This window comes from Rathayibacter rubneri, from assembly GCF_023743255.1.
Classification (GTDB): Bacteria; Actinomycetota; Actinomycetes; order Actinomycetales; family Microbacteriaceae; genus Rathayibacter; species Rathayibacter rubneri.
This window is the reverse complement of sequence record NZ_JAMRYM010000021.1, coordinates 1-26,651: the sequence shown is the minus strand read 5'-3', so window position 1 is coordinate 26,651 and position 26,651 is coordinate 1. Positions and strand designations below refer to the sequence as shown.

The window sequence follows — 26,651 nt, the reverse complement described above, 5'->3', positions numbered from 1 at the left end:
GCGCGAGGGTCAGGTGAGCCAGGACAGGCGGCCGCCGTGCGGCGTCGTGCAGGCGAGCGGCACGCCGTCGGCGGCGAGCAGGAACGGGGTCGGCTCGGGTGCCGTGAGCGCGGCGCGCGGTGCGCCGAGATGCGGGAGCAGCGACTCCGCCTCGAGGGTCACGAGGCTCGCGCCGGCGGCCCCGACCGCGGCCAGCACCCGCTCGCGGGAGGCGCGCGGCAGGTAGACGAGCGTCCCGAGCGAGACGACGACGGCGCGCATCCCGCGCGGCACCTCCAGCAGCAGCGCCGGCAGAGCTTCGGCGGCGTCGCCCGCGACGATCAGCGGAGGGTCCTCCCGCAGCACCGTGACGGCCTCGCGCAGCCGCGCGGTCCGCTCCGGGCGGTCCTCGGGCAGCAGCGCCTCGAGCCACGCGCGGTCCTCCGTCGAGCGGACGTCGAGCGGACGCAGGTCCAGGCCCCGCCGCCAGGCGATGCGCGGGAGTCGCGTGGGCGCGGCTCCGCCCGTCACGACGCACTCGAGCAGCGGTCCGCCCGTGCCGAGCCGTGAGACGTCGCCCCCGGAACCGCCCGCCGCTGAGAAGGAGTAGGAGTAGCGCTCCGGCGCGAGGCAGAGCCCCGCGGACGCGCCGATCTCGACCAGTGCGATCGGCTCGTCCGGCTCGGTGATCCGCTCGAGGGCCGCGACCAGCGGGGCGCAGCGCAGCGCCTCGTTCGTCTGCGTCAGGCGCTCGGCCGCGACCGGGGCGACGCGCGGCCACTCCGCCAGCATCCAGGCCACGAACTCCTCCGGATCCGGCGGCGAGCCCAGGTACCGCGCGACCGAGAACAGGAGCGACGGCTGCCGGTGCGCACTCGGCAGCTCGTCGATCCGCGCGAGCAGGGCGTCGCTGCCGGCCACGGCGAGGGCGCGGCGCACCTGCAGCTCGGAGGTCTGCGCGAGCTCGCGGGCGGCGCGGCGGTACCGGTCAGCGGTGGAGTCCATGCCTCCATCCTGCGGGACGGCCCGGGCACGCCGATGTCGGTGGTCGCCGGTAGAACGGACCCATGTCCGACACCCGGGAACGCACGCTCCTCGACGTGCGGCGCATCTACGCCGAGCAGGCGGCGCTCGAGCTGCCGCGCGGGCAGGAGATCGTGGCGCGCTGGCCCGGAGCCGAGATCGTGCCGGTCGACTCGCACTGGATGATCCCCGAGGTGCACGGCGACGAGACGAACGTCTCGCGGTGGGTGCGCATCAAGACCGAGGCCCTCGTGCTGGGAGTGAAGAAGTCGCTGGTCACCCGGCCCAACGGGCGCTCGGCCGACTTCATCGCCCCCTCGCACGCCAACGGCTGCGCGATGGCGTGCGTCTACTGCTACGTGCCGCGGAGGAAGGGCTACAGCAACCCGGTCACCGTGTTCACGAACATCGAGCAGATCCAGCGGCACCTCGCCCGCCACATCGCCAAGCAGGGCACCAAGACCGAGGCGAACCAGTGCGACCCCGACTCCTGGGTGTACGACATCGGCGAGAACAGCGACTGCTCGGTCGACGCGATGCTCAGCGACAACGTGCGCGACCTCTGCGAGCTGTTCCGCATGTCCCCCACGGCCAAGGCCTCGTTCGCGACCAAGTACGTCAACCGCGAGCTGCTCGAGTGGGATCCGCTGGGCCGCACCCGCATCCGCTTCTCCCTCATGCCCGCCGAGACGGCCAAGGTCACCGACATCCGCACCTCGCCCGTCGCCGAGCGGATCGCCGCGATCAACGACTTCGTCGACGCCGGCTACGAGGTGCACGTCAACTTCTCGCCCGTGATCCTCACCCCCACCTGGCAGCGCGACTGGGCCGAGCTCTTCGAGCAGCTCGACGCCGCCCTGCACCCGCGCGCGAAGGCGCAGCTCGCGGCCGAGGTGATCCTCCTGACCCACAACGAGCGCCTGCACGAGGTCAACACGGGCTGGCACCCGAAGGCCGAGGAATTGCTCTGGACGCCGGGCGTGCAGGAGTCGAAGGTCTCCGAGAACGGGGCGGTCAACATCCGCTACCGCCGCGATCTCAAGCGCGCCGCCCTCGACCGCTTCCTCGCCCTGCTCGGGCGCACGCTGCCCTACTGCCGCGTGCGCTACGCGTTCTGACCCGGGCGCCGCACCCGGGGCGGTGCACGAGGATGGGCGGATGAACGGACGCGAAGGCCGGGATCCGGTACCGGGGGCCCTGCTGATCATCGGACTGGTCTGCATCGCGGTCGCCTTCTTGAAGGTCTACGCCTCGGGCCGACGCGGCTGGCGGGACGTCTGCGTCGAGGACTTCCCGTACCGCGGGCCGACCGGCGACGTCGTCAGCGGTGAACCGTCGTGGTGGCCGCTCGGCGTGCGCTGCGAGCACCGCGGAGCGAACTCGGGCGACCTCCTCGTCGTCGAGCACACCGGCTGGGACCTCACCGCCCTGGTGCTGCTCGGCCTCGCGGCCGTCGTCACCTGGTTCGCGGTCACCGTCCGACGTCCGCGCTGAGCCGCGCCGGACGGGCCCGCCCCGGGCTCCGCGTGCACGTTTCGCAAAGCGGATAGGAATCGGGGGCGCGCGCCGCACCTCCCTTACTTTGGTGGCACGGCAGGACGAGTGGTCCCCGCCGGCCTGCCACCGCCCCGCGACTCCGCACTCCGGAACCCGGGCGACGAACGGATGCCGCTCCCCCGGCCGGCACCGTCCCCCCGAACCCCCCACCCCGACGGATCCGTCGGGACGCCCCTCACGAGTCGCGGCCGATACCGCGGCGATCTCACAGAACGGACTCCGCACATGGGCTCCCTCCTCTACGGCACTCCCGCCACCGCCCACGACATCGACGACCGCGCCCTCGCGCACCTGCAGATCGTCATGATCAACAAGTTCCGCCGCAACGAGGCGTTCGCCTTCCAGATCGAGGCGTCGAACACCCACGGCACCGGTCGTCAGACCCTCTGGCTGCACCCGGCCATCCCGCTGCAGTTCTCGTTCAACGGGAGCCGCATGCCGGCGATCAACCCCACGTGGGTCCGATCGCTGATGGAGGAGGCCAACAGCGGCCGCGGCCTGCGCGTCATCCCCGAGCCGGCTCCCCAGCCCGAGAGCGTCGGCCTGACGCACGCGGCCTGAGCCACGATGATCTCCACCGGTGACGCCGACGGTGACGTCGGCGGAGCCCCGGGGGCGGAGAGGGGTGCCAGCGTGACGGACGATCCGACCCGCGGCGCTCCGCTCGACGGGATCACCGATTTCCTGGGCCTCGCCGGCCGCGAGGACCCCGAGTCGGTCTTCACCTGCTCCTCCCGCGTGCGCGGAGTGACCGGCACCCTCCTCGTGCTGCCCGACGCGCTCGTGCTCAGCGAGGACGAGGGAACGGTCCGCATCCCGGCCGGCGAGGTCGACGCCTGGTGGGACTCGACCTCGGGCGACGCCTTCTCGCTCGCCGTTCAGGGACGGCACCGGCACTCGGTCGTCCTGCTCTCGGAGTTCCGCAGTGCGACGGTGCACGCGATGACGCGGGCGTACGGCCCCCTGAATCGTTTATCCGCTTAACGAACTCCCGGTCTCCCGCGTCGACGCAGGCGCGTCCCGCGTGGGACGCTGATCCGGATGAACGACTCCTCCTCCGAGGTCGTCCGCTCCGACATCAGCGGGCACGACATCGACGAGGCCCGCCTGATGTTCGAGGGGGCCTACAACGGCCACCGCTTCGCCGTCGAACCCGGCGACGACTTCGCCTACCGCTACACCTCGGTCGGCGACGCCGACATGACCCTCCGGGGGAGCTACTTCGCCGGGTCCGTTCAGGGTCGGATCCAGACCGAGGGCGAGTACGTCGTCTCGTGGCTGACGTCGGGCACCGGGGTCACCGACATCGACGGCGATCCCGTCGCGCTGCAGCTCGGGCAGCCCGCGGTGTTCGTGAACGACCGGCCGACGGCGTTCGAGTTCCACGACTACCGGCAGAACCTCATCCACTTCGACGGCGCCTACCTCGAGGGCATCGCCCAGGACGTCGAGGGCGTCGAGCCCGGCCCGCTGCTCTTCGACTCGACGGCGCGCCCCACCGGGGAGAGACTGCGCCGCTGGTCGGCGACCGTCGCGGCGATCGCGCGCGCCATCTACTCCGATGAGAGCACGCCGCTCCTGCGCAGCGAGGCGAACCGCGCCGCGGCCGTCGCCCTGCTCGAGACGTTCCCGCACGCGGTCCTCGCCGCGCACACCGACCTCCTCGTGCCGCGCAGCGGACGGCTCCGCACCGCCGTGGAGTACATGTACGAGAACGCGCACCTGCCGATCCGCACGGAGGAGATCGCTCAGGCGGCCGACATGAGCCTGCGCACGCTGCAGAGCGAGTTCCGCCGCGAGTTCGACATGACCGCGCTGGACTACCTGCGGCGCATCCGCCTCGACGCGGTGCAGAAGGAGCTGCGCGGAGGCGACTCCGGAGCGGTCACCGTGACCGAGGTCGCGCACCGCTGGGGCTTCGCGCACCTCGGCCGCTTCTCGGCGTCGTACGCGCACCGCTTCGGCGAGAGCCCGAGCACGACGCTCGAGAAGTAGGGCTCGACGAGCAGGTCGGGGTCAGAGGAAGTCGTCCTCGTCCGGCTCGGCCGGCTGCGCCTGCGGACGAGCGGGCTGCAGGTGACGGGTCTTCTCGCGCATCGACTCGACTGCTGCCGGATCGTCGAGGTCGACGCCGCGGTCCAGCGCGGGGCTCGCGAAGAGCTGACTCGCCGGCCCCAGCAGCAGGCGCGTCTCGCCGAGCATGCCCTCGTCCGACAACGACGGCACGATGACGAGATCCGACTTGCCGACGTTCGCGAGCGCCTGCGCGTACTCGACGACCGCGGTGCAGATGGCGTCGCCGAGGAGCACGTATCCGCTGGCGTAGTAGAGCTTCTGCATGGTGTCCTCCCGATCGCGCGCGACGCGGGATCCCCGCATCCGTCCCTGTCGACGCTAGGACCGGGCCGCACCGGACCCCACCCCTTGACGACGGGACGCCCGCGCGGGACGGAGCCCGGCCCTCCGTGAGCTCGACGGAGGGAGGACGTGATCGGACGGATCGTGCCGGGCGAGCGCTGAGGGCGCCGGCACTCAGGCCCCGACCGACTCCGGCTCGTACTCGGCGGTGCGGGCCCGCGGCCAGAGCGCGCCGACGATGAGGATCGCACCCGTCGCCAGCAGGCAGCCCGCCGCCCAGAAGCCCATCCCGGGCGGGAAGTCCCACGACGTGTAGCCGCCGTTGAGCAGCGGAGCCGCGGCGTGATCGATCATCCCGTTGCCGAGCAGGAGCGGCAGCAGCGCCCACGCGAACGGGCGGCGCCCCGAGCGCGCGAGGACGAGACCGGCGATCACGAGCAGCAGCGCGACTCCCCAGACCGACAGCACGAGGGTGTAGTCGAAGTCGGACTGGAGCGCTCCGCACTCGCGCCCGCTGAAGGCCCTCGCCTCGAAGCAGACCCGCCACGCCCGCGCGACGATCGGGAGCAGCCCGGCGCCGGAGAGCCCGAGGACGAGGCCGAGCGCCGCCGTCAGTCGTGCCGTCGGTCCGCGCCCCATCCCGGCAGTGTCGCCCACTCGGGTGACGGGCGGGCGACGGGGCGGTGACGCGCGCGCGAAGGTGCGAGGGGGGATGCTCGCTCCCCCCGCTGGTCGAGTAGCCCCGACAGGGGCGTATCGAGACCCCCGCTCGATCAGCGGCAGCGGGCCCCGCTCCTCCGGATCGGCTACCGCGACTGCGCCTCGTGCGCCACCGACTCCAGGCGGGCGCGGTACGCCTCCCACCATGCGGCGTCGCCCTCGGGCAGGTTGTCGCCCTCGCGCCGCAGGCCGACGCGGCCGTCGATCAGCTCGCGGACGATGTCGGCGTGCCCCGCGTGCCGGTGCGTCTCGACCGAGATGTGGACGAGGATCCGGTGCAGCGTGACGTCGCGGTTCGTCCACCACGGCACGACGCCCGGCGCATCCAGCGGCAGCGCGGCGACGGTGGCGTCGGAATGGGCCTGCACCCGGCGGTACAGGGCGACGACGGCCTCGCGCGACTCCTCCGCCGTAGCCCACATGTCGGCGTTGGGCTCCGAGTCCTCCTCCATCCAGGGCAGCGGCTCGGGGAACGGACGCCCGAACACGAGGCCGAGATACCCCGCCTCGGTGCCCGCGACGTGCTTCACGAGTCCGAGCAGGTTGGTGCCCGTGGCGACCAGCGGCCTCCTCGCGTCGTACTCCGAGACGCCCTCGAGCTTGGTCAGCAGCGCGTCGCGGCCCTCCTGCAGGTACAGGAGGAGGGTCTGCTTCTCGTCGATCATCGGTCCAGGATGCCGCGCGGCACGCCTCGCCACCAGGCCGCTGCCGTCGGGACAGCACCCCGCCGCCCCGCGCGCAAGCCTCGACCGGTGCCGCCGCGGCGCGCCATACTTTCGTGCCCGCACCGCCGCGAGCGCCGACGAGGGAGCCCGCCGATGACCACCTGCACCGACCCGTTCCCGACCGCTCGGGCCCGACGGTGAGCGGCTCGAAGACGGCCCGGCTCTCGGCCTGGCACGAGAAGTTCGTCGTCGAGGAGCGCACGCTCACCGCGGCCGACCGGCGGCGCCTCCTGATCACCGCGGGCCTGCTGATGCTGCTCGGCGGAGTCGCGTTCGTCGCGATCCTCCTGGGCGTCCTCACGCAGACCGGAGTCGAGCGGCTCGACGGGCCGGTCGAGGACTTCTTCGACGCCCGCGTGGAGCGCGACCGGACCGGGCCCATGATCGTGCTCGCCGTGCTGTTCGGGCCGGTGGTGCTGCCGATCGTCGTCCTCGTCGTGCTGATCGGATGGATCATCCTGGCCAAGCACCTCTGGCGGCCCCTGCTGCTGCTGGTCGGCATGGCGACCGGCGTGATCCTCGCCCAGGTGATCGCGCCGCTCGTGCAGCACCCGCGCCCGCCGGTCGCCGAGATGCTCTTCGGGCCCGACCACACGTTCTCGTTCCCGTCGGGGCACGTGCTCGGCACGGCCGACTTCCTCCTGATCACGACCTACCTGCTGGCCAGCAGGCTCCAGCGGCGCTGGTTCACGGTCACCGCGATCACCGTGGCGGTGACGCTGATCGTCGTGCAGATCGTCAGCCGCCTCTACCTCGGGTACCACTGGCTGAGCGACACGGCCGGCTCGGTCGCGCTCTCGCTGGTGATCACGGGCGCGGTGATCGCGGTCGACGTGCGGCGGACGGTGCGGGTGCGGGAGGAGTGATGCAGCGGCTCCGGTGACCTCGGGCTCGTCGGATCGCGGCGCGCGTCCCGAGGTCCTCTTCCGGCGCGGACGCTCGACGGCCTAGCGTGGCGGAGACGACGAGGGGACGACCATGGGCGACGACACGGGCTTCTCGGCCCAGGAGAGAGCGGCGATGAAGGCGCGGGCCGCCGAGCTGAGGGCTGAGGCGCGCGCAGGCAAGGCGGCCGAGAAGGCCGAGGCCGAGCGGGTGGCGCAGGACGAGAAGATCGCCGAGATGCCCGAGCCGGACCGCGCGCTCGCGCTGCGGCTGCACGCCCTCGTGACGGAGGCGGCGCCGATTCTGCGACCGAAGCTGTACTACGGGCAGCCCGGCTGGGCGAAGGACGGGCGGATCATAGTGTTCTTCCGCAGCGGGCTCGTCGACAAGGCGCGGTACTCGACCGTCGGCTTCAGCGTCGACGCGGCGCTCGACGACGAGGGCGGACTCTGGCCGACGTCGTACGCACTCGACCACCTCGACCACGCCGGAGCAGCGCTCCTCGCCGAGCGGGTGGCGCAGGCCGCGCGCTGACGGGCGGACCGCTCGGGCCGCAGGACCCGCGGGGTACTCTCGCACGGTGCCGACGACACTCGACTCCCTTTACCGCTACCCGGTGAAGGGGCTGACGCCGGAGCGGCTCGGGAGCGTGGCCCTGCAGCCCGGACGCGGCGTCCCGACCGACCGCCGGTACGCCCTCGCGAAGCCGGACGGGGCCTACCGGGCCGACGCGTTCGTCCCGCTGTCCAAGCGCGAGTACTTCGTGCTGCTGAACACCGAGCGCCTCGCGGGGCTGCGGACCCGCTTCGACGAGGACGCGCAGACGGTCGAGGTCACCGTGCAGGGCCACCGGGTGCTGGAGGCCGACCTCACGACGGCCGACGGGCGCGAGGCGTTCGTCGAGCTGTACGCGCGGGTCGCCGATCTGCCCGACGGGGTGCGGCCGGTCCTCGCCGAGCAGGAGGGGTACAACTTCACCGACAACGCGAAGAACGGGCCGCGGATGATGCACTCGATCTCGCTCGTGTCGCTCGCCTCGGTCCGCGACCTGTCCGAGCGCATCGGGCACGACCTCGATCCGCTGCGCTTCCGCTCGAACGTGTACGTCGACGGCCTCGAGCCGTGGGCGGAGCGCGACTGGGTCGGGCGCGAGCTGCAGCTGGGCGAGGTGCGCGTGCGCGTGCTCGACGAGACCGGGCGCTGCGCGGCGACGGAGGTCGATCCGACGACCGCGCGGCGCGACGTGCCGGTGGTGCGGCTGCTGCACGAGCACTGCGGGCACGAGAACGTCGGCGTCTTCGCGGAGGTGCTCTCGGGTGGCGTGCTGCGTCCGGGCGACTCGGTGGTGCCGGGCGACCCCGTGGTCGCGGGCTCCCCGGTGGTGCCCGCGTGAGGCTCGTCGTCGCCGCGCGCCGGATGCTGACGGCGGACGTCTGCGAGCTCGTGCTCCGGAACCCGGACGGCTCGCCGCTGCCGGCCGCCGAGCCGGGCGCGCACCTCACGGTCGCGACGCCGTCGGGAGCGAAGCGCAGCTACTCCCTCACCGGCGACCTCCGCGACCGGAGCCGGTACACGATCGCCGTGCGGCGCTCGGAGGGCGGGCGCGGCGGATCGCGCAGCCTCGTCGACTCCGTGGCCGTGGGCGACGCGCTGGAGGTCGACGGCGCGCGCAACTCCTTCGAGCTCGTCGAGGCGCCCGCCTACCTGCTGATCGCGGCGGGGATCGGCGTCACGCCGATCCGGGCGATGCTGACGGAGCTCGGGCACCGCGGCGCGACGGACGTGGAACTGCTCTACCTGACCCGCTCCCGCGAGGAGTCCCCGTACCTGGACGAGCTGACCGCCGCACTGCCGGAGCTGAGGGTCCACCACCGCCGCGAGCGCGGGCCGGTCGACTGGTGGTCGCTGCTCGCCGAGCCGGGCGAGCGGCACCTCTACGTCTGCGGGCCCGAGGCGCTGCAGGAGGAGATCCGCGCGCTCACCATGCACTGGCGGCCGAGCCGGGTGCACGCGGAGGACTTCGCGGGAGTGCCGGCGTTCGACGGGCTGACCGCGCCCTTCACCGTGGAGTGGCGGCCGACCGGCGTGGAGGTCGCGGTGCCGGCGGCGCGGACGATGCTCGACGCGCTCGAGGACGCGGGGATCGACGTGCCGAGCTCGTGCGTCAGCGGCACCTGCGGCACGTGCCGGCTGCGGCTCGTCGAGGGTGCCGTGGACCACCGCGACCTGGTCCTGACGGCTGAGGAGCGGGAGTCGGCGGTGATGCCGTGCGTGTCGCGGGGCGTCGGCCGGGTGGCCGTCGCTCCGCGGTGAGTCCTCGCTCCGGCGCGTTTCCCGTGCGCGACGAAGGAAGGATCCGTCCCCGCGGGTCCGGATCCGCGAGGATCGGGAGCTCGGGACGGATCCTTCCTTCGTGGTGAACGCGAGTCGCGTCAGCCCTCGGCCTTCGACGGCTTCCCGTCGGCGGGCAGGACCTCGACGGGAGTGTCGCGCGAGTCCTCGCCCTCGGCCTGCGACGGCTTGTCGGACTGGTCGTCCGGGTCCTGGACCGGGGACGTCGTGTCGCTCATCGGAGGCCGTCCGGGTCGTCGGAGGCCGGTGAGGGCTGCACGTCGGCCTCGAACTCGGACCAGGCCCGGTCGAAGCCGGACTGCGCCTCGGCGGGCTCGCTCGCGAAGTAGCCCTCGTAGATCGAACGGCCGCCGTGCTCGGGCAGGTCGGTGTGTGCGGCGAACTCCTGGGCGAGCGTGCCCACCTCGTCGTCGCGCGTGCTCTGGTCCCGCAGCCATGCGGGGAAGGTCTGAGTCATGGGACTCCTTTCTCCTGCGTCCATCCCACGCCCGGCGGCCGGGAGCGGCAACCCCTTGCGGGCGGCGCGATCCGGCGCGACGGGCCGCCGACCTGAGCGGGCGGGAGCCGTTCGCGACGGGTCGCGGCGCTCCTCCGCTGATCGAGTAGCGCGCGGAGCCCCTCCCCTGCTGATCGAGTAGCGCGCGGAGCGCCTCCCCTGCTGATCGAGTAGCGCGCGGAGCGCGCGTATCGAGATCCGCGACCTCCGGAGTCAGCGGGTCTCGATACGCCCCTCCGGGGCTACTCGACCAGCAGGGGAGGGGCCGCGCGCCCGCACGCCCCGGGAACGCGGGGCGGACGGGCGCGCCGGGTCACGCCAGAGTCGTCTCCTCGAGCAGCACGCTCGTGCGCACTACGCGCTCGGAGGCGGCGGTCACCGCGGTGACCGGGCCGACCAGCGTCAGCGACGAGGTCGTCTCCTTCGACGCGCAGTCCGGTCCGACCCACAGCTCGACGTCGCCGGGCTCGACGATGCGGTCGCCGGAGCGGCCCGTGAAGGCCAGTCGCGCGGCCGGCACCTCGAAGCGCACCTGCGCCTCCTCTCCCGCGGCCAGCTCGACCCGGGCGTAGCCGAGCAGCTGGGCGACGGGCCGGGTGACGCTCGCGTACACGTCGCGGGCGTAGAGCTGCACCAGGTCGGTGCCGCTGCGCTCGCCCGTGTTGCGCACGCGGACCGAGGCGGTGATCACTCCGTCGGTCGCCACCTCGTCCGCCCCCACCGACAGCTCGCTCCGCGAGAACGTCGTGTACGAGAGGCCGTGGCCGAACGGCAGCACCGGGGTGCTGTCGGCGCTCGTCACGTCCGACGGACCGCCGAGGATCGGGTGCAGGTACGAGAACGGCTGCGCCCCGGCCGAGCGCGGGAGCGACACCGGCAGGTGCCCGGACGGCACGACGCGCCCCGAGACGACGCCGGCGATCGCGCCGGCCCCCTCCTCCCCCGGGAAGAACGCCTGCAGCACGGCCGAGGCGCCCGAGAGCGCCCAGTCGATCGCGTAGGGGCGCCCGGTGAGCAGCACGAGCACCACGGGCGTACCGGTGGCGACGACCGCCTCCACCAGCTCGCGCTGGCGGCCGGGCAGCTCGAGGCTCTCGACGTCGTTGCCCTCGCCCACGGTGCCGCGGCCGAAGAGGCCGGCGCGGTCGCCGACGACGACCACGGCCACATCGGCGGTCCGGGCGACGTCGGCGGCGGGGGCGATCCCGGAGTCGTCGTCACCCTCGACCGCGCAGCCCTCGGCCACGAGGATCTCGCCCGCGAACTCGTCCGCGAGCGCCTCGCGCACCGTCGGGATCTCGAAGCCCAGCGGCACGCCCTCGTGGTGGGCCAGCACGTGGTTGGCGAAGGAGTAGCAGCCCATGAGGGCCTGCGCACTGTCGGCGTTCGGGCCGATCAGCGCGATCCGGCGCGGCGCCGCGAGCGGCAGCACGCCGTCGTTCGAGAGCAGCACGAGCGACTCCTCCGCGAGGCGGCGGGCGACGTCGCGGTGCGCGGGCGAGTCGAGGTCGATCGACTCCGGCACGTCGTCGAAGCGGGCGTCGAGCAGCCCGAGGCGCTCCTTCTGCGCCAGCAGGCGCAGCACCGCGCGGTCGACGAGCTCCTCGCTCATCTGCCCGGAGGCGATGCGGGCGGCGAGCGGCACGAGGAACGCGTCGCCCGTGGGCAGCTCCACGTCGATCCCGGCCTCGAGCGCGAGCTCGGCCGCCTCGCCGAGGTCGGCGGCGACCGCGTGCATCAGGTGCAGGAACGCGACCGAGAAGTAGTCCGAGACCACCACTCCGTCGAAGCCCCAGGCGCCGCGCAGGATGTCGGTGAGGTAGGCGGGAGTCGCGCCGACGGGGTCGCCGTCGATCTCGGCGTACGAGTTCATCACCGAGCGCGCGCCGCCGTCGCGGATCGCCATCTCGAACGGGGGCAGCAGCACGTCCGCGATCTCGCGCGGCCCGGCGTGCACCGGCGCGTGGTTGCGGCCGCCGCGGGAGGCGGAGTAGCCGATGAAGTGCTTCAGGGTCGCGTCGACCCCCTCCGACTGCATGCCGCGCACGTAGGCGGTGCCGAGGGTGCCGACCACGTACGGGTCCTCGGCGATGCACTCGTCGACGCGGCCCCAGCGGGGGTCGCGGATCACGTCGAGCACGGGGGCGAGGCCCTGGTGGATGCCCAGCTCGCGCATCGACGCGCCGATCAGGCGGCCCATCTCCTCGACCAGCTCGGCGTCGAACGACGCGCCCCAGGCCAGCGGAGTGGGGAACGTCGCGGCCTTCCACGCCGCGAGCCCCGTCAGGCACTCCTCGTGCACGATCGCCGGGATGCCCAGCCGCGTCTCCTCGACGAGGCGGCGCTGCTCGGCCCACAGCCACTGCGCGCGCTCGATCGGATCGACGGGGCGCGTGCCGTAGACGCGGGTCAGGTGCCCCAGCCCGTGGGTGGTCGCGTCCTCGTAGCGGGTGGAGGTGGCCATCTCGCCGGCCAGCGGCGCGACGACCTCCCCGCCCTGGTCGACCCAGTAGCCGACGAGCTGGGCGAGCTTCTCCTCGAGCGTCATGCGCTCCAAGAGCTCGGCGACGCGGGCCGAGGGGACGTGCGGTTCGGCCACGGCGTGACCCTCTCTGCTGGAAGCGGACGGCGGGGTGGAGGTCATCCCTTCACCGCCCCGGTGAGGCCGCCCACGATGCGGCGCTCGAAGACGCTGAAGAAGATGAGCGCGGGGATCATCGACAGCGAGACGAACGCGAGCACCTTGGCGGTGTCGACGGAGTACTGCGACGAGAAGGCCTGCACCCCGAGCGGGAGCGTGAAGCTCGACTCGTCGTTGAGGATGAACAGCGGCAGGAGGTAGCTGTTCCAGCTCGCGATGAACGCGAGGATGCCGGTCGTGATGACGCCCGGCATCGCCAGGCGCACCACCATGCGGAAGAAGAAGCCGATCCGGCTGCAGCCGTCGATGAACGCCGCCTCCTGGATCTCGTCCGGGATGGCCCGCAGGAACGGGACCAGGATGATGATCGTGGTCGGCAGGCCGAACGCGATCTGCGGCAGCACGACTCCGGCGAGCGAGTTCATCAGGCCGAGGCTCTTGATCACCAGGTAGAGCGGAGTGATCGCGACGGTCATCGGGAACATCAGGCCCGCCGCGAAGAGCGCGTAGAACACTCCGCGGCCCGAGAAGTCGTAGCGGGCGAGCACGTAGCTGGCCATGAGGCCGAGCACGACGACGCCGAGGGTGGTGGCGAGCGCCGCGATGGTGGAGTTGCCCACCTCGCGCCAGAAGATGCCTCCGGTGATCACGTCGAGGTAGTTCTGCACGTTCCACGGCGAGGGGAACCCGGCCGGGTCGGTGGTGATCTGCGCGTTCGTGCGGAAGCCGCCGATGATGATGTACGCGACCGGGGCGAGCATCAGCGCGATCACGACGACCGCGACGACGTAGGCGATCATCGTGCCGCGGCCCATCGGCGGGCGGCGGCGCTTCACGGCGAGGGGCCGGCGCGTCTCGGGGGTGATCGGCGGGGCCGTCATCGTGGTGGTCATCGCTTGCCTCCGGTGAGTGCGCCCTCGGTGTCCCGCCGCAGCACGAAGCGCTGGTAGAGCAGGGCGACCACGAGCGAGATCAGGAACAGGATCACCGCGACGGCGTTCCCGTACCCGTAGTTGCCGGCGTTGCGGCCGTTGGTGACGAGGTAGGTCGCCATCGTCGAGGTGCCGGCGGTCGACGAGACGTACTGGCCCCAGATGATGTAGACGAGGTCGAACAGCTGCAGGGCGCCGATGATCGACAGGAACGCCCAGATGCGCAGCGTCGGGGCGAGCAGCGGCAGGGTGATGCGCCGCTGGACCTGCCAGTAGGACGCTCCGTCGATGGCCGCCGCCTCGGACAGCTCCTCGGGGATGCCCTGGAGACCCGCGAGGAAGAGGATCACGGCGAAGCCGATGTACTTCCACGTGATGATCAGCATCAGCGTCCACATCGCGATCGCCGGGTTCGCCAGCCAGTCCTGCTGCAGCGCCCCCAGGCCGATGTTCTCGAGCATGCCGTTCACGGCTCCGCGGGTCTGGAGCATGAGGCTCCAGCCGGTGCCGACGACGACCTCCGAGATCACGTACGGCACGAAGATCAGCACGCGGATGAACGACTGACCGCGCAGCTTGCGGTTGAGCAGGAGCGCGATCAGGATCGCGGCCGGACCCTGGAGCACGAGCGAGAGGATCACGATCGTGCCGTTGTGGGACAGCGCCTCGTGGAAGGTGGGGTCCTGGAGGATCGTGAGGTAGTTGCGGAAGCCGACGAAGTCGGTCGGCACTCCGTAGCCCTGCCAGCTGAAGAAGCCGTAGTAGGCCGCCATCACGACCGGGAAGATCACGAAGGCGAGGAACACGATCAGCGCGGGGCCGACCAGGATCGCGACCTCGAGCCGGCCAGCCCAGCCGAGGCTGCGGCGGCGCCGGCGCACCGGGGGTGCTGCGACGACCGCAGCACCCCCGGTGGTCTCGCGATCGCGGGGCGCATCCGCTCCGAGGAGCGGGCTCTCGCGAAGCGCCATGGTTACGCCTTCTTAGCAGCGGCGTTGACGGCCTCGACCAGCTGCTCCGGGTCGCTCTTGCCGGCGAGCAGGTCGACGACTCCGACGTTCAGCGCGTTGCCGACGTTGAGGCCGTAGACGGTGTCGAGCCACTGCGAGACGTAAGGCGCCGAGTTGTAGGCGGCCAGGATGTCCTGCAGGTAGGGCTCGGTGACGGCCTCCTGGGCGACCTGGTTGACCGGCGGGGCGTTGAAGGCGGCGTAGTACTCCTTCTGCACGTCGGCGGTCGCGAGGTAGTTCAGGAAGTCCACGCACTCGGCGGGAGCGTCGACCGAGCAGGAGTAGCCGTCGACGCCGCCCATGATCGAGCCGGGCTCGCCCTCTCCGCCGTCCACCTCGGGGAAGGGGAACCAGCCCAGGTCGGGCAGGGGCTTCTCGTCGGGGGTGAGGGAGGCGATCACGCCGGGGTTCCACGCGCCCATGAGCTCCATGGCGGCCTGGCGGTTGGCGAGCAGGCCCGCCGAGCTGCCGGCGCCCTGCTGGGCGGCGGTGGTGAGGAAGCCCTCGTTGAAGGGCTCGGTCTCGGAGAAGGTCTGGAGGTCCTCGCCGGCCTTGACCCAGCACTCGTCCGAGAAGTCCTTCGAGTCGGCCGCCTCGGCCATCGTCTCGGGGCTGCACTCGCGGAGCGCGAAGAAGTAGTACCAGTGCGCGGCGGGCCAGGCGTCCTTGCCGCCGAGCGCGATCGCCTGGGTGCCGCTGCCCTTGAGGGCGGTCACGGCCGAGTCGAGCTCCTCGAGCGTCGACGGCGGGGTGCTGATGCCCGCTGCGCTGAAGAGGTCCTGGCTGTAGAAGACGCCGCCGGGGAGCACCGCGACCGGCATCGCCCAGACCTTGTCGTCGAGGGTGTTGGCTCCGAAGGAGCCCTCGGTGATCTCGCTCTTGGCCTCGTCCGAGATCTTGTCGGTCAGGTCCATCAGCTGGCCGCCGGCGACCATGGCCGCCATCTTGCCGCCGCCGCGCTGGAGGAAGATGTCCGGCGCGTCGCCGGAGTTGAGCGCGGTCTGCAGCTTGCCGTCCAGGTCCTCGTTCTGGATGGCCTGCGGGGTAATGGTGACTCCGGGGTTCGCGGCCTCGAAGTCGGCGACCGTCTTGTCCCAGAACTCCTGGCCGGGGCCCGTGGTGGAGTTCTGCCAGAGGGTCATCGAGACGGTGCCGTCGGAGGAGCCGGACTCCTGGGCGGAGCAGCCGCTCAGGGCCGCGGCCGCGCCGAGCAGGGCGACGGTGGCCACTGCGATCTTTCTGAACTTCATCGTTCGACCTGTTCTCTTCATCGAGTGGGCGCCGCCAGGGAGAGCGGCGCCGAGGTGCACCCGCCGTCATCCGGTGGGCGAGGTCAGTCTCCGTACTGCTCGATGCGAGCGTCAAACGTTTTCGAAATCATTTTCCAAACGGGCTCGCGGAGGGTTACGGTCGGTGCTGTGAGTCACCGCCCGACCATCCACGACGTCGCCGCCGCGGCCGGAGTCTCGGTCGCGACGGTCTCGAAGGCGGTCAACGGCCGGTACGGCATCGCCGCCGCGACGGCGACGCGCGTGCTCGACGTCGTGCGCGAGCTGGGCTACGAGTCGAGCCTCGTCGCCAGCAGCATGCGCTCGCGGCGGACCGGCGTCATCGGCGTGCTCGTCGCCGACTTCGAGCCGTTCAGCGCCGAGATCCTGAAGGGCGTCGGCGCCGAGCTGCGCGGCTCCCGCTTCGACCTGCTCGCCTACAGCGGGTCGCACCAGGGAGAGGGCGAGGGCTGGGAGCGGCGCTCGCTGAGCCGCCTGAGCGGCACGCTGATCGACGGCGCGATCATGGTGACTCCGACGGTCCTCACCGCCGCGTCGGACATCCCGCTCGTCGCGATCGACCCGCACACCGGTCGCGCCGACCTGCCGACCGTCGAGGCGGACAGCTACGGCGGGGCCCTGCAGGCGACGCGCCACCTGGTCGAGCTCGGACACCGCCGCATCGGCTTCGTCGCCGGCCGGCCCGACCTCCGCTCCGCACGACTGCGCGAGGCCGGCTACCGCGCCGCGCTCTCGGAGGCGGGCATCGCCTTCGACGAGCGCCTCGTGCACGTGGGCCTGTACCAGCACGACACCGCGCGCCGGCCGGCCTCGGCGCTGCTGTCGCTCCCGGACCGGCCCACCGCCGTCTTCGCCGCGAACGACGTCTCGGCCATCGCCATCATCGAGATCGCGGCGCGCATCGGGCTCGACGTGCCCCGCGACCTCTCGGTGGTCGGCTTCGACGACGTGCCGGAGGCGTCGCGCCTGGACCCGCCGCTGACGACCGTCCGGCAGCCCATGCAGACCCTCGGCTCGACGGCGGCCGAGATGCTGACGGCGCTGATGGCGGGCGAGACCCCGCGCTCACTGCACGTGCGGCTGCCGACGCAGCTGGTGCAGCGCGCGACGACGGGGCCGCCTCCGCCGACCCGCTGAGCGGGCCCGTCCCCGTGCCGCCCGCGCGAGCGAGCCGGGCACGCCCCCTCCTTGCTGATCGAGTAGGCCACGCAGTGGCCGTATCGAGATCCCCCGACTTCCGGGGCCGCAGGTCTCGATACGCCCCTCCGGGGCTACTCGACCAGCAAGGGCCCTGCTGATCGAGTAGGCCGCGCAGCGGCCGTATCGAGATCCACCACTACCGGCGGACGCGGGTCTCGATACGCCCCTCCGGGGCTGCTCGACCAGCAGGCAGCCCCGAACCCGCCCCATCTGCACGATAAACTTATCAAGGTCACCCCAGGCCGGTAAAGTTATCACCATGCGCGACGCCCTCGACAACCCGTTCAGCCCCGGGTCCGACGCCGTTCCCGAGATCTGGGCCGGTCGGACCTCGCAGCTCAGCGACTGGCGCGATGTCCTCCGGCCCCGACTGAACCGGGGCCTTCCGGAGCGCGGTCGCACCGTCCTCGGCGAGCCCGGACTCGGCAAGTCGTCGCTCGTCCGGCGCATCGCGAGGGACGCCGCCGCCGGAGGCGACTGGGTGACACCGCAGCTGCGGATCCCGTCCGGCGCCGACCCGCTGAAACTCCTCGCGTCCGCCCTGCTCTCGCTGGCCGAGTCCGCGGGACTCGCGACGGCCCGCGAGAAGCGGATCGCGGGTCTGATCGATCGCGTCCAGGCCGTTGCGGCATCGGGGCTCTCGCTGACCCTCCGCGGAAAGGAGGGGCCCGAGCCGCACGCCGTGCTGACCGAGCTGCTCGTCGAGGTGGGCCGCGCGGCGATCGCCCACGACGTCGTCGTTCTCGTCCACCTCGACGAGGTGCAGAACATCGTCGACGAGAGCGCCCTCTCGCAGCTCCTCATCGCCCTCGGCGACGCGATCACCCACGAGGAGACCGTCGAGCTGCCCGGCGGGGCGCGGGTGACCCGGTTCCTCCCGCTCGCGGTCTACCTCTCGGGCCTCCCCGACTTCGAGGATCGGGCGGGTGCGCAGAAGGGCGCCACGTTCGCGCGCCGATTCAAGACGACGATCCTCACGGCGATCGACGACGACGACATCGTCGCTGCGCTGCAGGACTTCGTGCTGCCGGGATGGGAGGTCGCCGACCACCGCGGAGGAACGGGGCGGATCCGCATGGAGACCGACGCGGTCTCGACGATCGTCGATCTCTGCCGCGGCGAGCCGTTCCTGTTCCAGCTGGCCGGCGAGAGCGCCTGGTACGCCGGCACGGGCTCCACCATCACCCGACAGCAGGTGCTCGCCGGCTGGCGAGGGGCGCAGAGAGAGGCCGCGGCCCACGTCGAGCGGATCCTGGGGCGCCTGCCCGCCCGGGAACGGGACTTCCTCGAGGCGATGGCGGCCCTGCCCGTCCGAGACCGCACCCTCACCCGGATCGCGAAGGCGATCGGGCTGTCGAGCGCCACCGAGGCCGGGACGACCGCGCAGCGCCTCGACACCGTGCGGGGGATCATCGACCGCGGCAAGCCGTACGGGTTCCGGCACCGCGCGATCGAGGCGTCCCTGACGAGCGAGTGGCCGCGCGTGGAGTGACCGGACCGGTCTGCGCGCAACGACTCCGGCGCCGTCGCAGCCGATCCCCCCGTCTGTGGGGCATTCTGTGACGATTCCCATCTATTCCTCGTTCGGCACCGAACGTCCTTGCATAGTCGGGAGTGCACCGGTACGCCGGTGCCGATCGCCCGCGCTCGGGAAAGACGACCGGAGGAGTCAGCCATGCTCGGAGACCTCGCACCGGATCCGCGGCTCGCCGCGCTCGGCGAGCTGGACATCATGGGCACCCCGCCCGAAGAGCGCTTCGACCGCATCACGCGCATGGCGAAGGACCTCTTCGGGGTCGCGCTGGCCGAGATCCACTTCCTCGACGAGACCACGCTCTTCACGAAGTCGCCGCAGGTGCCGGGATGGCCGCTCGAGTACCCGAGGGCCGGCACGTTCTGCGATGCGACGCTGCGCGAGCAGCGGATGCTCGTCATCCCCGACCTCGAGACCGACGGCGAGTTCGCCGCGCACGAGAACGTCGCGGGAGCGCCGCACGTGCGCTTCTACGCCGGCCGCCCGCTGATGGTCGAGGCCGACCTCGCGGTCGGCACGCTGTGCCTCCTCGACTTCGTGCCGCGCGAGCTGACCGCCGACCAGGAGGCCCTGCTCGACGAGCTGGGCGACTGGGTGGAGCGCGAGCTGCGCGACCGGATCGAGCGCGACCGCGCCGCCGACGTGCAGCTGCGACTGGCTCCGGCCGACGAGACCCACCCGGCCGGCTACGAGTTCTCGGGCCTCTCGATCCCGATGCGCGGTCTCGCCGGCGACTTCTACAGCTGGCGCGGCGGCGATGTCGTCGACCTGACCCTCGTCGACGTCATGGGCAAGGGCACCGCGGCGGCGATCGTCGGGGCGGGCGTCCGCTCGGCCTTCCACGCGCGCACCGGGTCCTCCGCCACCGATGCCGTGTCGGCCGTGAACGAGCAGCTGCTCGACGACTTCGCCGCGACCGGCACGTTCGCCACGCTCTTCCACGCGCGCCTCGAGACCGAGACGGGGCGCCTGTCCTTCGTCGACGCCGGCCACGGCCTGTCGGTGCTCCTGCGCCCGGACGGCTCGTTCCAGCGCCTGGCCTCGCTCGGCCTGCCGCTGGGCATCGCGGCCGAGGGCGGCTGGGTCGACCAGACCGTCCAGCTCGCGCCCGGCGACTCCCTCGTCTCGTTCACCGACGGACTGCTCGACCTGTACGACGGCACGCTCGACTCCCTCACCGAGGCGACCGAGCTGGCCCGCTCGTGCGGCAGCACGGAGGAGTTCTTCGCCGCGATCCGCGCGCTCGCCGACTCCGGCAAGGCGCTGGACGACATCACCGTCCTGGTGGTGACCCGCACGTGAGGCGCGGGAAGCCCCACCGACCGCGCGCCCTCCTGGTCGCCGCCTCGGCCGTCGTTCTCGCGCTCCTCGGCGCCCCCGCCGCGGCGGCCGCCGACCGAGCGCCCTCCCCCGACGTGCTCGTGCCCGAGTCGGGCGCGTACTTCGGAGCCAGCCTGGACTGGAGCATCGACAGCGCCGCGCAGCAGAGCGAGCGCCTCGGAGCGCCCGCCGCGGTCCTCGAGCACTCCGCGACCCTCCCGCTCTCCAGCGACGAGACGACCTACCTCGCGCAGTTCCTGCGCCAGGCCCAGGGCGAGGGGTCGCTCGCCGCGATCACGCTGCGCCCCTCCGGAGACCTCGTCGGGTTCGACGAGAGCGACGCCGAGGAGGCGGTGGCCGCCCTCGCGGACGCCCGCCAGGACGATGCGCTCCCGCTCTACCTCCGCTTCGCCCCCGACATGAACGCGGACTGGGTGCAGTGGGGCCAGGCTCCGGAGGCGTACATCAGCGCCTTCCGCGCGTTCTCGGACGCCGTGCACTCGGACCTGCCCGACGCCGCCGTGGTGTGGTCGCCGGTCGCGGGCGCGACGTACCCGTTCCAGGCGGCGCGCGGCGGCACCGACCCCGCCCTCGACACCGACGGCGACGGACTGCTCGCCGCGGGCGACGACCCCTACGGCCCCTACTACCCGGGCGACGAGTACGTCGACCGGGTCGGGCTCTCGGCCTATCACGACCCCAGCGGCGGCGGTCAGCCGCTGAACGAGGTCCCGCGGCCCGGCGCCCTCGACACCGCCCTCGCCGGCGGCGGCGATCTCGACTTCTACCAGCGCTTCTCGGAGGCGACCGGCACCCCGATGCTGCTCGAGACCGCGGCGTTCTTCAGCCCCGGAGCGGGCGGACCGACCGCGCTCGAGATCAAGCAGGAGTGGTGGCGGCAGGTCATCGCCGCGGTGTCCGGCCCGGAGTACCCGCTCCTGGACGTCGTGCTGTGGCGCGACTCCTCGTCGGCCCGGGCTGTCGTCGGCGAGGTCGTCATCGACTGGAGCATCTCGACCGACGCCGAGACCGCCGCGGCGTTCCGCGCCGACGCGGCCGGCAGCGGACTCGTGTTCGGCCCGCTCTACGCGCCGTACGGCACGGCGGGTCCGGTGCGCACCGACGGCGGCACCCTCGACGGCGCGGCCGCCTGGATCGTCGTCGCCGGCGTGCTGCTCGCGGCCGTCGCGCTGACGCTCTGGGGGCTCCTGCGCGGCCGGACGAGCCGCCTCGCCTACTCCGGCCCGCCCTCTCGCGATCTGCGCATCGACCTGCTGCGCGGCGGAGCCATCGTCTTCGTCGTGATCAACCACCTCGCCCTCGTCTCGATCTTCCAGAACGCTACGCAGGAGGCGATCGGCATGGTCTCGGGCGCGGAGCTGTTCGTGCTGCTCTCGGGCGCGGTGCTGGGCCTCGTGCACCGCCCCAAGATCGTCGGCGGCGGCCTCGGCGAGGTGACCCTGCGCACCGGGGCGCGTGCCTGGAAGCTCTACGTCACGGCGGTCGTCGTGACCCTGATCGTCGGCTTCGTCAGCCTGGTGCCGTTCGTGAACGCGGTGCCCGCGACGACCTACGTCGACGAGGGCACCGGTACCGCGGGCAGCGAGGCGACCGGCCGCGTCTACGACCTCTTCAGCGGCTTCGACGGCCTCATCCGCTACCCGGTCGACCCGCAGACGATCGTCGACATCGCGCTCCTGCGGATCGGTCCGTGGCAGGTCAACGTGCTGGGCCTCTACGTCGTCATGCTGGTGATCGCCCCGCTGATCCTGTGGGCCCTGTCGCGGCGCCGGTGGATCCTCGTGCTCGCCGTGAGCTGGGCGCTCTACGCCGTGCAGGCCCTGCTGAGCCTGCGCCTGCTGCCGTCGCAGTTCGAGGACTCGTTCCCGCTGCTGACCTGGCAGGCCCTGTTCGTGACGGGCATGGTGGCGGGCTTCCACCGGCGCGAGATCCTCGGCTGGTTCGCCACCCGCGCCGGCCGCGTCGTGCTGGCCGTCTCGGTGATCGCCACGGTCGCGCTCGCGCTCTTCTCGTGGAACAACCCGTACCTCTCGAGCGCCTACGACCTGCGGCTCGGCCTCGTGCCGGCCAACACGTTCTCGTCGATCTACTCCTTCGCGTTCGAGCGCACCACGCTCGACCTGGGCCGCGTGCTCAACGTGCTCCTCGTGACGATCACGGGCTACGCGCTGCTCAGCGTGCTGTGGAAGCCGATCCACCGGGTCCTCGGGTGGTTCCTCATCCCGCTCGGCCAGGCCACGCTCTACGTGTTCGTGATGCACGTGCTCTTCGTGCTGATCGTCGCCAACGTCCCGTTCCTCGATCAAGGGAGCATCGTGATCGACACGCTCGCCTACGTCGTCGTCCTCGCCCTGCTCTGGGTCATGGTCAAGACGCGGTTCCTGTTCGGGATCGTGCCCCGATGAGCGCCCGCGGGGAGAAGAAGAAGAAGAAGAGCGGAGTGACGGGGCCGGGCACCGAGAGCACCCTCGTCTCGCCGGGTCGCATGCTGCTCCTGCGCATCATCGTGCTGCTCACGATCGCGCTCGGCGTGAACTACGTCGCGTGGCGCTGGGTCGCGTCGCTCAACTGGGACGCCTGGTGGATCGCCGTGCCGCTGATCGCGGCCGAGACCTACAGCCTCATCGACGTCTGCCTCTACGGCATGACCATGTGGCGCGCGCGGGGCCGGCCGGCGCCGCCCGAGCCCGACCCCGAGGCCACTGTCGACATCTTCATCACGACCTACAACGAGCCGATCGAGCTCGTCATGGAGACGGCGCTGGCGGCGCAGGCCGCGCGGATCCCGCACTCGACCTGGGTGCTCGACGACGGCGACAGGCCCGAGATGCGGGCGGCCGCAGAGGGAGCCGGACTGGGCTACATCACCCGGTCGCAGGCGTGGAAGGACATGCCCCGGCACGCCAAGGCGGGCAACCTCAACAACGCGCTCGAGCAGACGATGGGCGAGTTCCTCCTGATCCTCGACGCCGACCAGATCCCCCGCCCCGAGATCCTCGAGCACACGCTCGGCTACTTCCGCGATCCGGAGGTGGCGCTGGTCCAGACCCCCCAGGTCTTCTCGAACGTCGCCACCGGCGACCCGCTCGGCAGCCAGGCGCCGCTCTTCTACGGGCCGATCCAGCAGGGCAAGGACGGCTGGAACGCCGCCTTCTTCTGCGGCTCGAACGCGATCCTCCGCCGCGAGGCGCTGATGCAGCTCGGCATCACCGGGTACATCCGCGAGCTCGACCGGAGCATCGCCCGGGCCCTGCGCACCGCCTCCCGCGCCGTGGCCAAGGCCCGCAGCCACCCCGCCGCTCGCGACGCGGCCGTCGCGAAGGCTCTGGACGACGTATCGGCCGCGATCGCCCACGGGCGCACCGCACTCGCCTCCGGGGAGCCGATCGGCTCGATCACCTACGACCTGCACCGGGCGGTCGATGCGGCGAGCTACTCGCTCGTCGCCTCCGACGTCGCCGGGCTCGAGAACGACCTCGCCGAGATCCGGGCGCTCGCGCGGGCGGCCGGAGGCGACGGCGACACCATCGTCGACATCGAGCAGGTCGTCTCGTCGCTCGCCGACCGGGAGCTCTCGCCGCTGAACGCGCTCGAGTCCGTCCAGGCGGTCCTGCAGGGCATCGCGGTGGACCGGCCCGACGAGGCCCAGCCGATCATGCCGCTGGCCACCATCTCGGTCACCGAGGACATGGCGACCTGCATGCGCCTGCACGGCCTCGGCTGGAAGACCGTCTACCACCACGAGCTGCTCGCCGACGGCCTCGCTCCCGAGGACGCGGGCACCATGCTGGTGCAGCGGCTGCGCTGGGCGCAGGGCACGATGCAGGTGTTCCTCCGCGAGAACCCGCTGCTGCAGCGGGCCCTCTCGATCCCCCAGCGCCTGATGTACTTCGCCACGATGTGGAGCTACCTCAGCGGCTACGCGGCGGTCGTCTACTTCGCGGCGCCGATCGTGTTCCTGGTGCTCGGGATCCTGCCGGTCTCCTCGCTGGCGGCGGACTTCTTCATCCGCTTCATCCCGTTCATGATCGCCAACCAGCTGCTCTTCCTCGTCTCGGCGAAGGGCACGCCCACCTGGCGCGGCCAGCAGTACAGCCTCGCGCTGTTCCCGGTCTGGCTGGAGGCCTGCCGGACGGCCGTCAACAACGTGATCCTGCGCATCCCGCTCGGCTTCGCCGTCACTCCGAAGACGCGGCAGGAGTCGACCGGCACCCCGTGGCGCCTGATCAAGGTGCAGCTCGTGGTCATGGTGCTGCTGGTGATCGCGATCGTGGTCGGCGTCTTCCACCTCGTGGTGAACGGGGCGGAGCCGATCGGCACCGGCGTCAACATCTTCTGGGCCGTCTACGATCTGGTCGTGCTCAGCGTCCTGTTCCAGGCCGTCCACTACCAGGGCTTCTCCCCCGAGGAGTCCGCCGTTCCCGAGAAGGAGTCCGCATGACGTTCACCACCGAGAAGATCGAGCCGGACATCGCCGTCGTCCGCGGCGAGGGCAAGCTCAACATGGTCTCGGCCCCCGAGCTGCGCACCCTCGTGCTCCGCGTGATCGAGGAGGGCGAGAACCGCGTGGTCGTCGACCTCAGCGGCATCGAGTTCATGGACTCCTCCGGACTCGGCGCCCTCGTCGGCTGCCTCAAGAGCGCCCGCCAGGCCGGGGGCGACCTCCGCATCGCCGCCCCGAGCCCGCAGGTGTCGATGGTCCTCAAGCTCTCGAACCTCGACCGCGTGCTGGCGAGCTTCGAGAGTGCCGAGGACGCCTACCGTGTCTGAGCGCTCCATCGTCTTCCGGACTCCTCCGGACGGGGTCGAGGCCGTGCACGACGCCCTCGAGACGCTGTGGCACGACCGCACCGACGTCGACGAGATGGAGCGGATGATGTTCGAGACCGCGCTCATCGAGCTCGTCTCGAACGTGGTGCAGCACGCCTCCTCGACCACCACGATCATCTGCCAGCTGCGCCTCGAGGCCGACGAGAGCGTCCTGCGCGCCGTGCTGGTCGACACCGCCGACCCGCCGCTCGTCGACACCGACACGGTCGTCGAGATGCCCGACGAGTTCGCCGAGTCCGGACGCGGGATCCCCTTCATCCAGGCCCTGGTCGACTCGTTCGACCACGAGCGGGAGCACGGCCGGAACGTCTGGACCATCGCGAAGCACCGGCCCAGTTCCGCGTCGTGAGACCGACCCTCGCGCATCGGCGCGCACGCACGCTCCCCGCGGTCGACTCCGTCGCCCTGACCGCGAACGGCTTCGACCGGCAGATCCCGCTGGTGAAGCAGCTGCCCGTGCTCGGGCTCTTCCTCATCGCCGTCGTGCTCAGCGTCACGGTGCCGACGATCGAGGTGACGAGCGCGCCGGCGCTGATCGGCTCGGTGGTGATGATGCTGGGGGCGACGGCGCTCGCGGCGGTGCTGCCGCGCGTGGATCCGCTCGGACGGGCGACGCTGCTGATCCCCGCTCTCGACTTCCTGGTCGTGGGCGTGCTGCGCTTCGCGACCGGCGAGAGCGCGTCGATCTTCGCGTCGCTGGCCGTGCTGCCGACCGTGTGGGTCGCAGCGGGCCCGGGCCGACGGCACGTCGCCCTCGCCTGCCTCGGCGTCGGAGCCGGGCTCGTGCTGCCGTTCCTCCTCGGATCCACGCTCGAGGACAACCCCAACGAGATCGCGCGCGGGTTCTTCTCGGCGGGCGCCTTCGGGCTGGCCGCCGCGGTCGTCAACGATCTCGCCCGCATGGCGCGGGAGCGGGTGGCCGACATCAGCGCCCGCGAGAAGCTCACCCACCTCGAGCTGACCCAGGCCTCGGTCGTGCAGCAGGCGCTGCTGCCCAAGGAGCGGACGCAGGTCCTCGGATACGCCTTCGCCGGCGTCTGCCTGCCCTCGCGCGCCATCGGCGGTGACTTCTTCGACTGGTACGACATCGAGGGCGGAGCCGCGTTCACGGTCGGCGACGTGATGGGCAAGGGCGTCGGAGCCGGCATCATCGCCGCGACGGTCCGCGCGGTCGTGCGCAGCGCCCGCGGACACGACGACCTCTCGGTGGCCGCGTCGCGCGCCTCCGAGAGCCTGTCGTCCGACCTGGGCGAGACCGCCTCCTTCGCGACCCTGTTCCACGCGCGCCTCGACGAGGCGACCGGCACGGTCCGCTACCTCGACGCGGGGCACGGCCTCACGCTGCACGTGCGCGCCGACGGCACCTGGGACCGCCTCGCCTCGCACAACCTGCCCGTGGGCATCGACTCGGACGAGCCGTGGGCGACCGCGCAGCTGACCCTGCTGCCGGGCGACTCGCTCGTGAGCTGCAGCGACGGCATCCTCGACCTCTACGACGGACGGGTGGAGTCGCTCCGCCACGTCGCGGCGCTCGTCGCGCAGTCCAGGGACGCGGCCGACGCGGTCGCGCGGATCAGCGCCGGGGCCGAGGACGGGACGAACGAGGACGACGTGACCGTGCTGGTGCTGACGCGCGCGGTGTGAGCGGGCGGGACCTCGGACGCTGACCGGACACTCAGCCGTGCCGAGCGAGCGGGAGGAGCCTTCCGGGACGGATCGGCCGACAGCCCACCTCCGACGCGCGCGCGGACGCCCCACCCCCCCCTACTGATCGAGTAG

27 protein-coding genes are annotated in these 26,651 nt (G+C 72.0%); 17 read left to right on the top strand and 10 right to left on the bottom strand.

What is annotated here, in order from left to right; all coding sequences use genetic code 11:
• Positions 1–9 precede the first annotated feature (9 nt).
• Entirely contained in the window at positions 10–984 is a 975-nt protein-coding gene (locus tag NB037_RS07375) for a DUF2332 family protein (protein ID WP_251944685.1), read from the bottom strand.
• Between the two features lie 62 nt (positions 985–1,046).
• Between NB037_RS07375 and NB037_RS07370 the strand changes: the two genes are divergently transcribed.
• The 5 genes from NB037_RS07370 to NB037_RS07350 all read left to right on the top strand — a co-directional run bounded on the left by NB037_RS07370 (position 1,047) and on the right by NB037_RS07350 (position 4,554).
• Entirely contained in the window at positions 1,047–2,120 is a 1,074-nt protein-coding gene (locus NB037_RS07370) for a spore photoproduct lyase family protein (RefSeq protein ID WP_251944683.1), read from the top strand.
• A 40-nt stretch (positions 2,121–2,160) separates the two neighbouring features.
• Positions 2,161–2,496, top strand: a complete 336-nt coding sequence (locus NB037_RS07365) for a hypothetical protein (RefSeq protein WP_251944681.1) — start codon at positions 2,161–2,163, stop codon at positions 2,494–2,496.
• A 288-nt stretch (positions 2,497–2,784) separates the two neighbouring features.
• Positions 2,785–3,120, top strand: coding sequence for a DUF7882 family protein (locus NB037_RS07360; protein WP_207407152.1), 336 nt, complete (start codon positions 2,785–2,787; stop codon positions 3,118–3,120).
• A 72-nt stretch (positions 3,121–3,192) separates the two neighbouring features.
• Positions 3,193–3,543, top strand: coding sequence for a hypothetical protein (locus tag NB037_RS07355; RefSeq protein ID WP_251944678.1), 351 nt, complete (start codon positions 3,193–3,195; stop codon positions 3,541–3,543).
• Positions 3,544–3,600: 57 nt separating this feature from the next.
• Positions 3,601–4,554 carry a helix-turn-helix transcriptional regulator gene (locus NB037_RS07350; RefSeq protein ID WP_251944677.1) on the top strand — a complete coding sequence of 318 codons (954 nt, stop codon included), beginning with the start codon at positions 3,601–3,603 and terminating at the stop codon, positions 4,552–4,554.
• A 21-nt stretch (positions 4,555–4,575) separates the two neighbouring features.
• Here NB037_RS07350 and NB037_RS07345 read toward each other — a convergent pair whose 3' ends face one another.
• The 3 genes from NB037_RS07345 to NB037_RS07335 all read right to left on the bottom strand — a co-directional run bounded on the left by NB037_RS07345 (position 4,576) and on the right by NB037_RS07335 (position 6,302).
• The gene (locus NB037_RS07345; RefSeq protein WP_251944675.1) at positions 4,576–4,938 is read right to left on the bottom strand and encodes a hypothetical protein; all 363 of its coding nucleotides are present in this window, start codon (positions 4,936–4,938) and stop codon (positions 4,576–4,578) included.
• 153 nt (positions 4,939–5,091) lie between these two features.
• Positions 5,092–5,556, bottom strand: coding sequence for a hypothetical protein (locus NB037_RS07340; RefSeq protein ID WP_251944673.1), 465 nt, complete (start codon positions 5,554–5,556; stop codon positions 5,092–5,094).
• Positions 5,557–5,723: 167 nt separating this feature from the next.
• On the bottom strand, positions 5,724–6,302 hold the full coding sequence (locus NB037_RS07335; RefSeq protein WP_251944671.1) for a DinB family protein: 579 nt from the start codon (positions 6,300–6,302) through the stop codon (positions 5,724–5,726).
• A 197-nt stretch (positions 6,303–6,499) separates the two neighbouring features.
• Here NB037_RS07335 and NB037_RS07330 point away from each other — a divergent pair, with 197 nt between their 5' ends.
• The 4 genes from NB037_RS07330 (at position 6,500) to NB037_RS19845 (ending at position 9,560) form a co-directional block, all read left to right on the top strand.
• On the top strand, positions 6,500–7,228 hold the full coding sequence (locus NB037_RS07330) for a phosphatase PAP2 family protein (protein ID WP_251944669.1): 729 nt from the start codon (positions 6,500–6,502) through the stop codon (positions 7,226–7,228).
• 112 nt (positions 7,229–7,340) lie between these two features.
• A complete protein-coding gene (locus tag NB037_RS07325) occupies positions 7,341–7,781 on the top strand; it encodes a DUF1801 domain-containing protein (protein WP_251944668.1) in 441 nt (146 codons plus the stop codon).
• A 46-nt stretch (positions 7,782–7,827) separates the two neighbouring features.
• Positions 7,828–8,640: an MOSC domain-containing protein gene (locus NB037_RS19850; RefSeq protein ID WP_251944667.1), complete on the top strand. Its 813-nt coding sequence runs from the start codon at positions 7,828–7,830 to the stop codon at positions 8,638–8,640.
• The gene (locus NB037_RS19845) at positions 8,637–9,560 is read left to right on the top strand and encodes a PDR/VanB family oxidoreductase (RefSeq protein ID WP_251944666.1); all 924 of its coding nucleotides are present in this window, start codon (positions 8,637–8,639) and stop codon (positions 9,558–9,560) included. The genes NB037_RS19850 and NB037_RS19845 overlap by 4 nt, the downstream gene beginning before the upstream one ends.
• 119 nt (positions 9,561–9,679) lie before the next feature.
• Here NB037_RS19845 and NB037_RS07310 read toward each other — a convergent pair whose 3' ends face one another.
• The 6 genes from NB037_RS07310 to NB037_RS07285 all read right to left on the bottom strand — a co-directional run bounded on the left by NB037_RS07310 (position 9,680) and on the right by NB037_RS07285 (position 15,928).
• Entirely contained in the window at positions 9,680–9,817 is a 138-nt protein-coding gene (locus NB037_RS07310; RefSeq protein WP_251944664.1) for a hypothetical protein, read from the bottom strand.
• The gene (locus NB037_RS07305) at positions 9,814–10,056 is read right to left on the bottom strand and encodes a hypothetical protein (protein WP_251944662.1); all 243 of its coding nucleotides are present in this window, start codon (positions 10,054–10,056) and stop codon (positions 9,814–9,816) included. The genes NB037_RS07310 and NB037_RS07305 overlap by 4 nt, the downstream gene beginning before the upstream one ends.
• Before the next feature lie 352 nt (positions 10,057–10,408).
• Positions 10,409–12,643 (bottom strand): beta-xylosidase/alpha-l-arabinosidase, encoded by a 2,235-nt coding sequence (locus NB037_RS07300; protein WP_251944707.1) that lies wholly within the window; start codon positions 12,641–12,643, stop codon positions 10,409–10,411.
• Positions 12,644–12,735: 92 nt separating this feature from the next.
• Positions 12,736–13,551 (bottom strand): carbohydrate ABC transporter permease, encoded by an 816-nt coding sequence (locus NB037_RS07295; protein ID WP_251944705.1) that lies wholly within the window; start codon positions 13,549–13,551, stop codon positions 12,736–12,738.
• Positions 13,552–13,625: 74 nt separating this feature from the next.
• A complete protein-coding gene (locus tag NB037_RS07290; RefSeq protein ID WP_251944660.1) occupies positions 13,626–14,639 on the bottom strand; it encodes a carbohydrate ABC transporter permease in 1,014 nt (337 codons plus the stop codon).
• 2 nt (positions 14,640–14,641) lie between these two features.
• A complete protein-coding gene (locus NB037_RS07285) occupies positions 14,642–15,928 on the bottom strand; it encodes an extracellular solute-binding protein (RefSeq protein WP_251944658.1) in 1,287 nt (428 codons plus the stop codon).
• Positions 15,929–16,096: 168 nt separating this feature from the next.
• Between NB037_RS07285 and NB037_RS07280 the strand changes: the two genes are divergently transcribed.
• From NB037_RS07280 to NB037_RS07245, 8 genes are all read left to right on the top strand, one after another.
• Positions 16,097–17,104, top strand: a complete 1,008-nt coding sequence (locus NB037_RS07280; RefSeq protein ID WP_251944656.1) for a LacI family DNA-binding transcriptional regulator — start codon at positions 16,097–16,099, stop codon at positions 17,102–17,104.
• Between the two features lie 322 nt (positions 17,105–17,426).
• The gene (locus tag NB037_RS07275; RefSeq protein ID WP_251944654.1) at positions 17,427–18,659 is read left to right on the top strand and encodes an ATP-binding protein; all 1,233 of its coding nucleotides are present in this window, start codon (positions 17,427–17,429) and stop codon (positions 18,657–18,659) included.
• Between the two features lie 183 nt (positions 18,660–18,842).
• Positions 18,843–20,003, top strand: a complete 1,161-nt coding sequence (locus tag NB037_RS07270; protein ID WP_251944652.1) for a PP2C family protein-serine/threonine phosphatase — start codon at positions 18,843–18,845, stop codon at positions 20,001–20,003.
• Complete coding sequence (opgC, locus tag NB037_RS07265; RefSeq protein ID WP_251944650.1) at positions 20,000–22,447, top strand: OpgC domain-containing protein; 2,448 nt, start codon at positions 20,000–20,002, stop codon at positions 22,445–22,447. Before NB037_RS07270 ends, opgC begins: the two co-directional genes overlap by 4 nt.
• 80 nt (positions 22,448–22,527) lie before the next feature.
• On the top strand, positions 22,528–24,483 hold the full coding sequence (locus NB037_RS07260) for a glycosyltransferase family 2 protein (RefSeq protein ID WP_251944703.1): 1,956 nt from the start codon (positions 22,528–22,530) through the stop codon (positions 24,481–24,483).
• Positions 24,480–24,812, top strand: a complete 333-nt coding sequence (locus tag NB037_RS07255; RefSeq protein ID WP_207407174.1) for an STAS domain-containing protein — start codon at positions 24,480–24,482, stop codon at positions 24,810–24,812. The genes NB037_RS07260 and NB037_RS07255 overlap by 4 nt, the downstream gene beginning before the upstream one ends.
• Positions 24,805–25,221, top strand: a complete 417-nt coding sequence (locus NB037_RS07250) for an ATP-binding protein (RefSeq protein WP_251944648.1) — start codon at positions 24,805–24,807, stop codon at positions 25,219–25,221. The genes NB037_RS07255 and NB037_RS07250 overlap by 8 nt, the downstream gene beginning before the upstream one ends.
• Positions 25,218–26,516, top strand: a complete 1,299-nt coding sequence (locus tag NB037_RS07245; RefSeq protein ID WP_251944646.1) for a PP2C family protein-serine/threonine phosphatase — start codon at positions 25,218–25,220, stop codon at positions 26,514–26,516. The genes NB037_RS07250 and NB037_RS07245 overlap by 4 nt, the downstream gene beginning before the upstream one ends.
• The last annotated feature ends 135 nt before the right edge of the window (positions 26,517–26,651 follow it).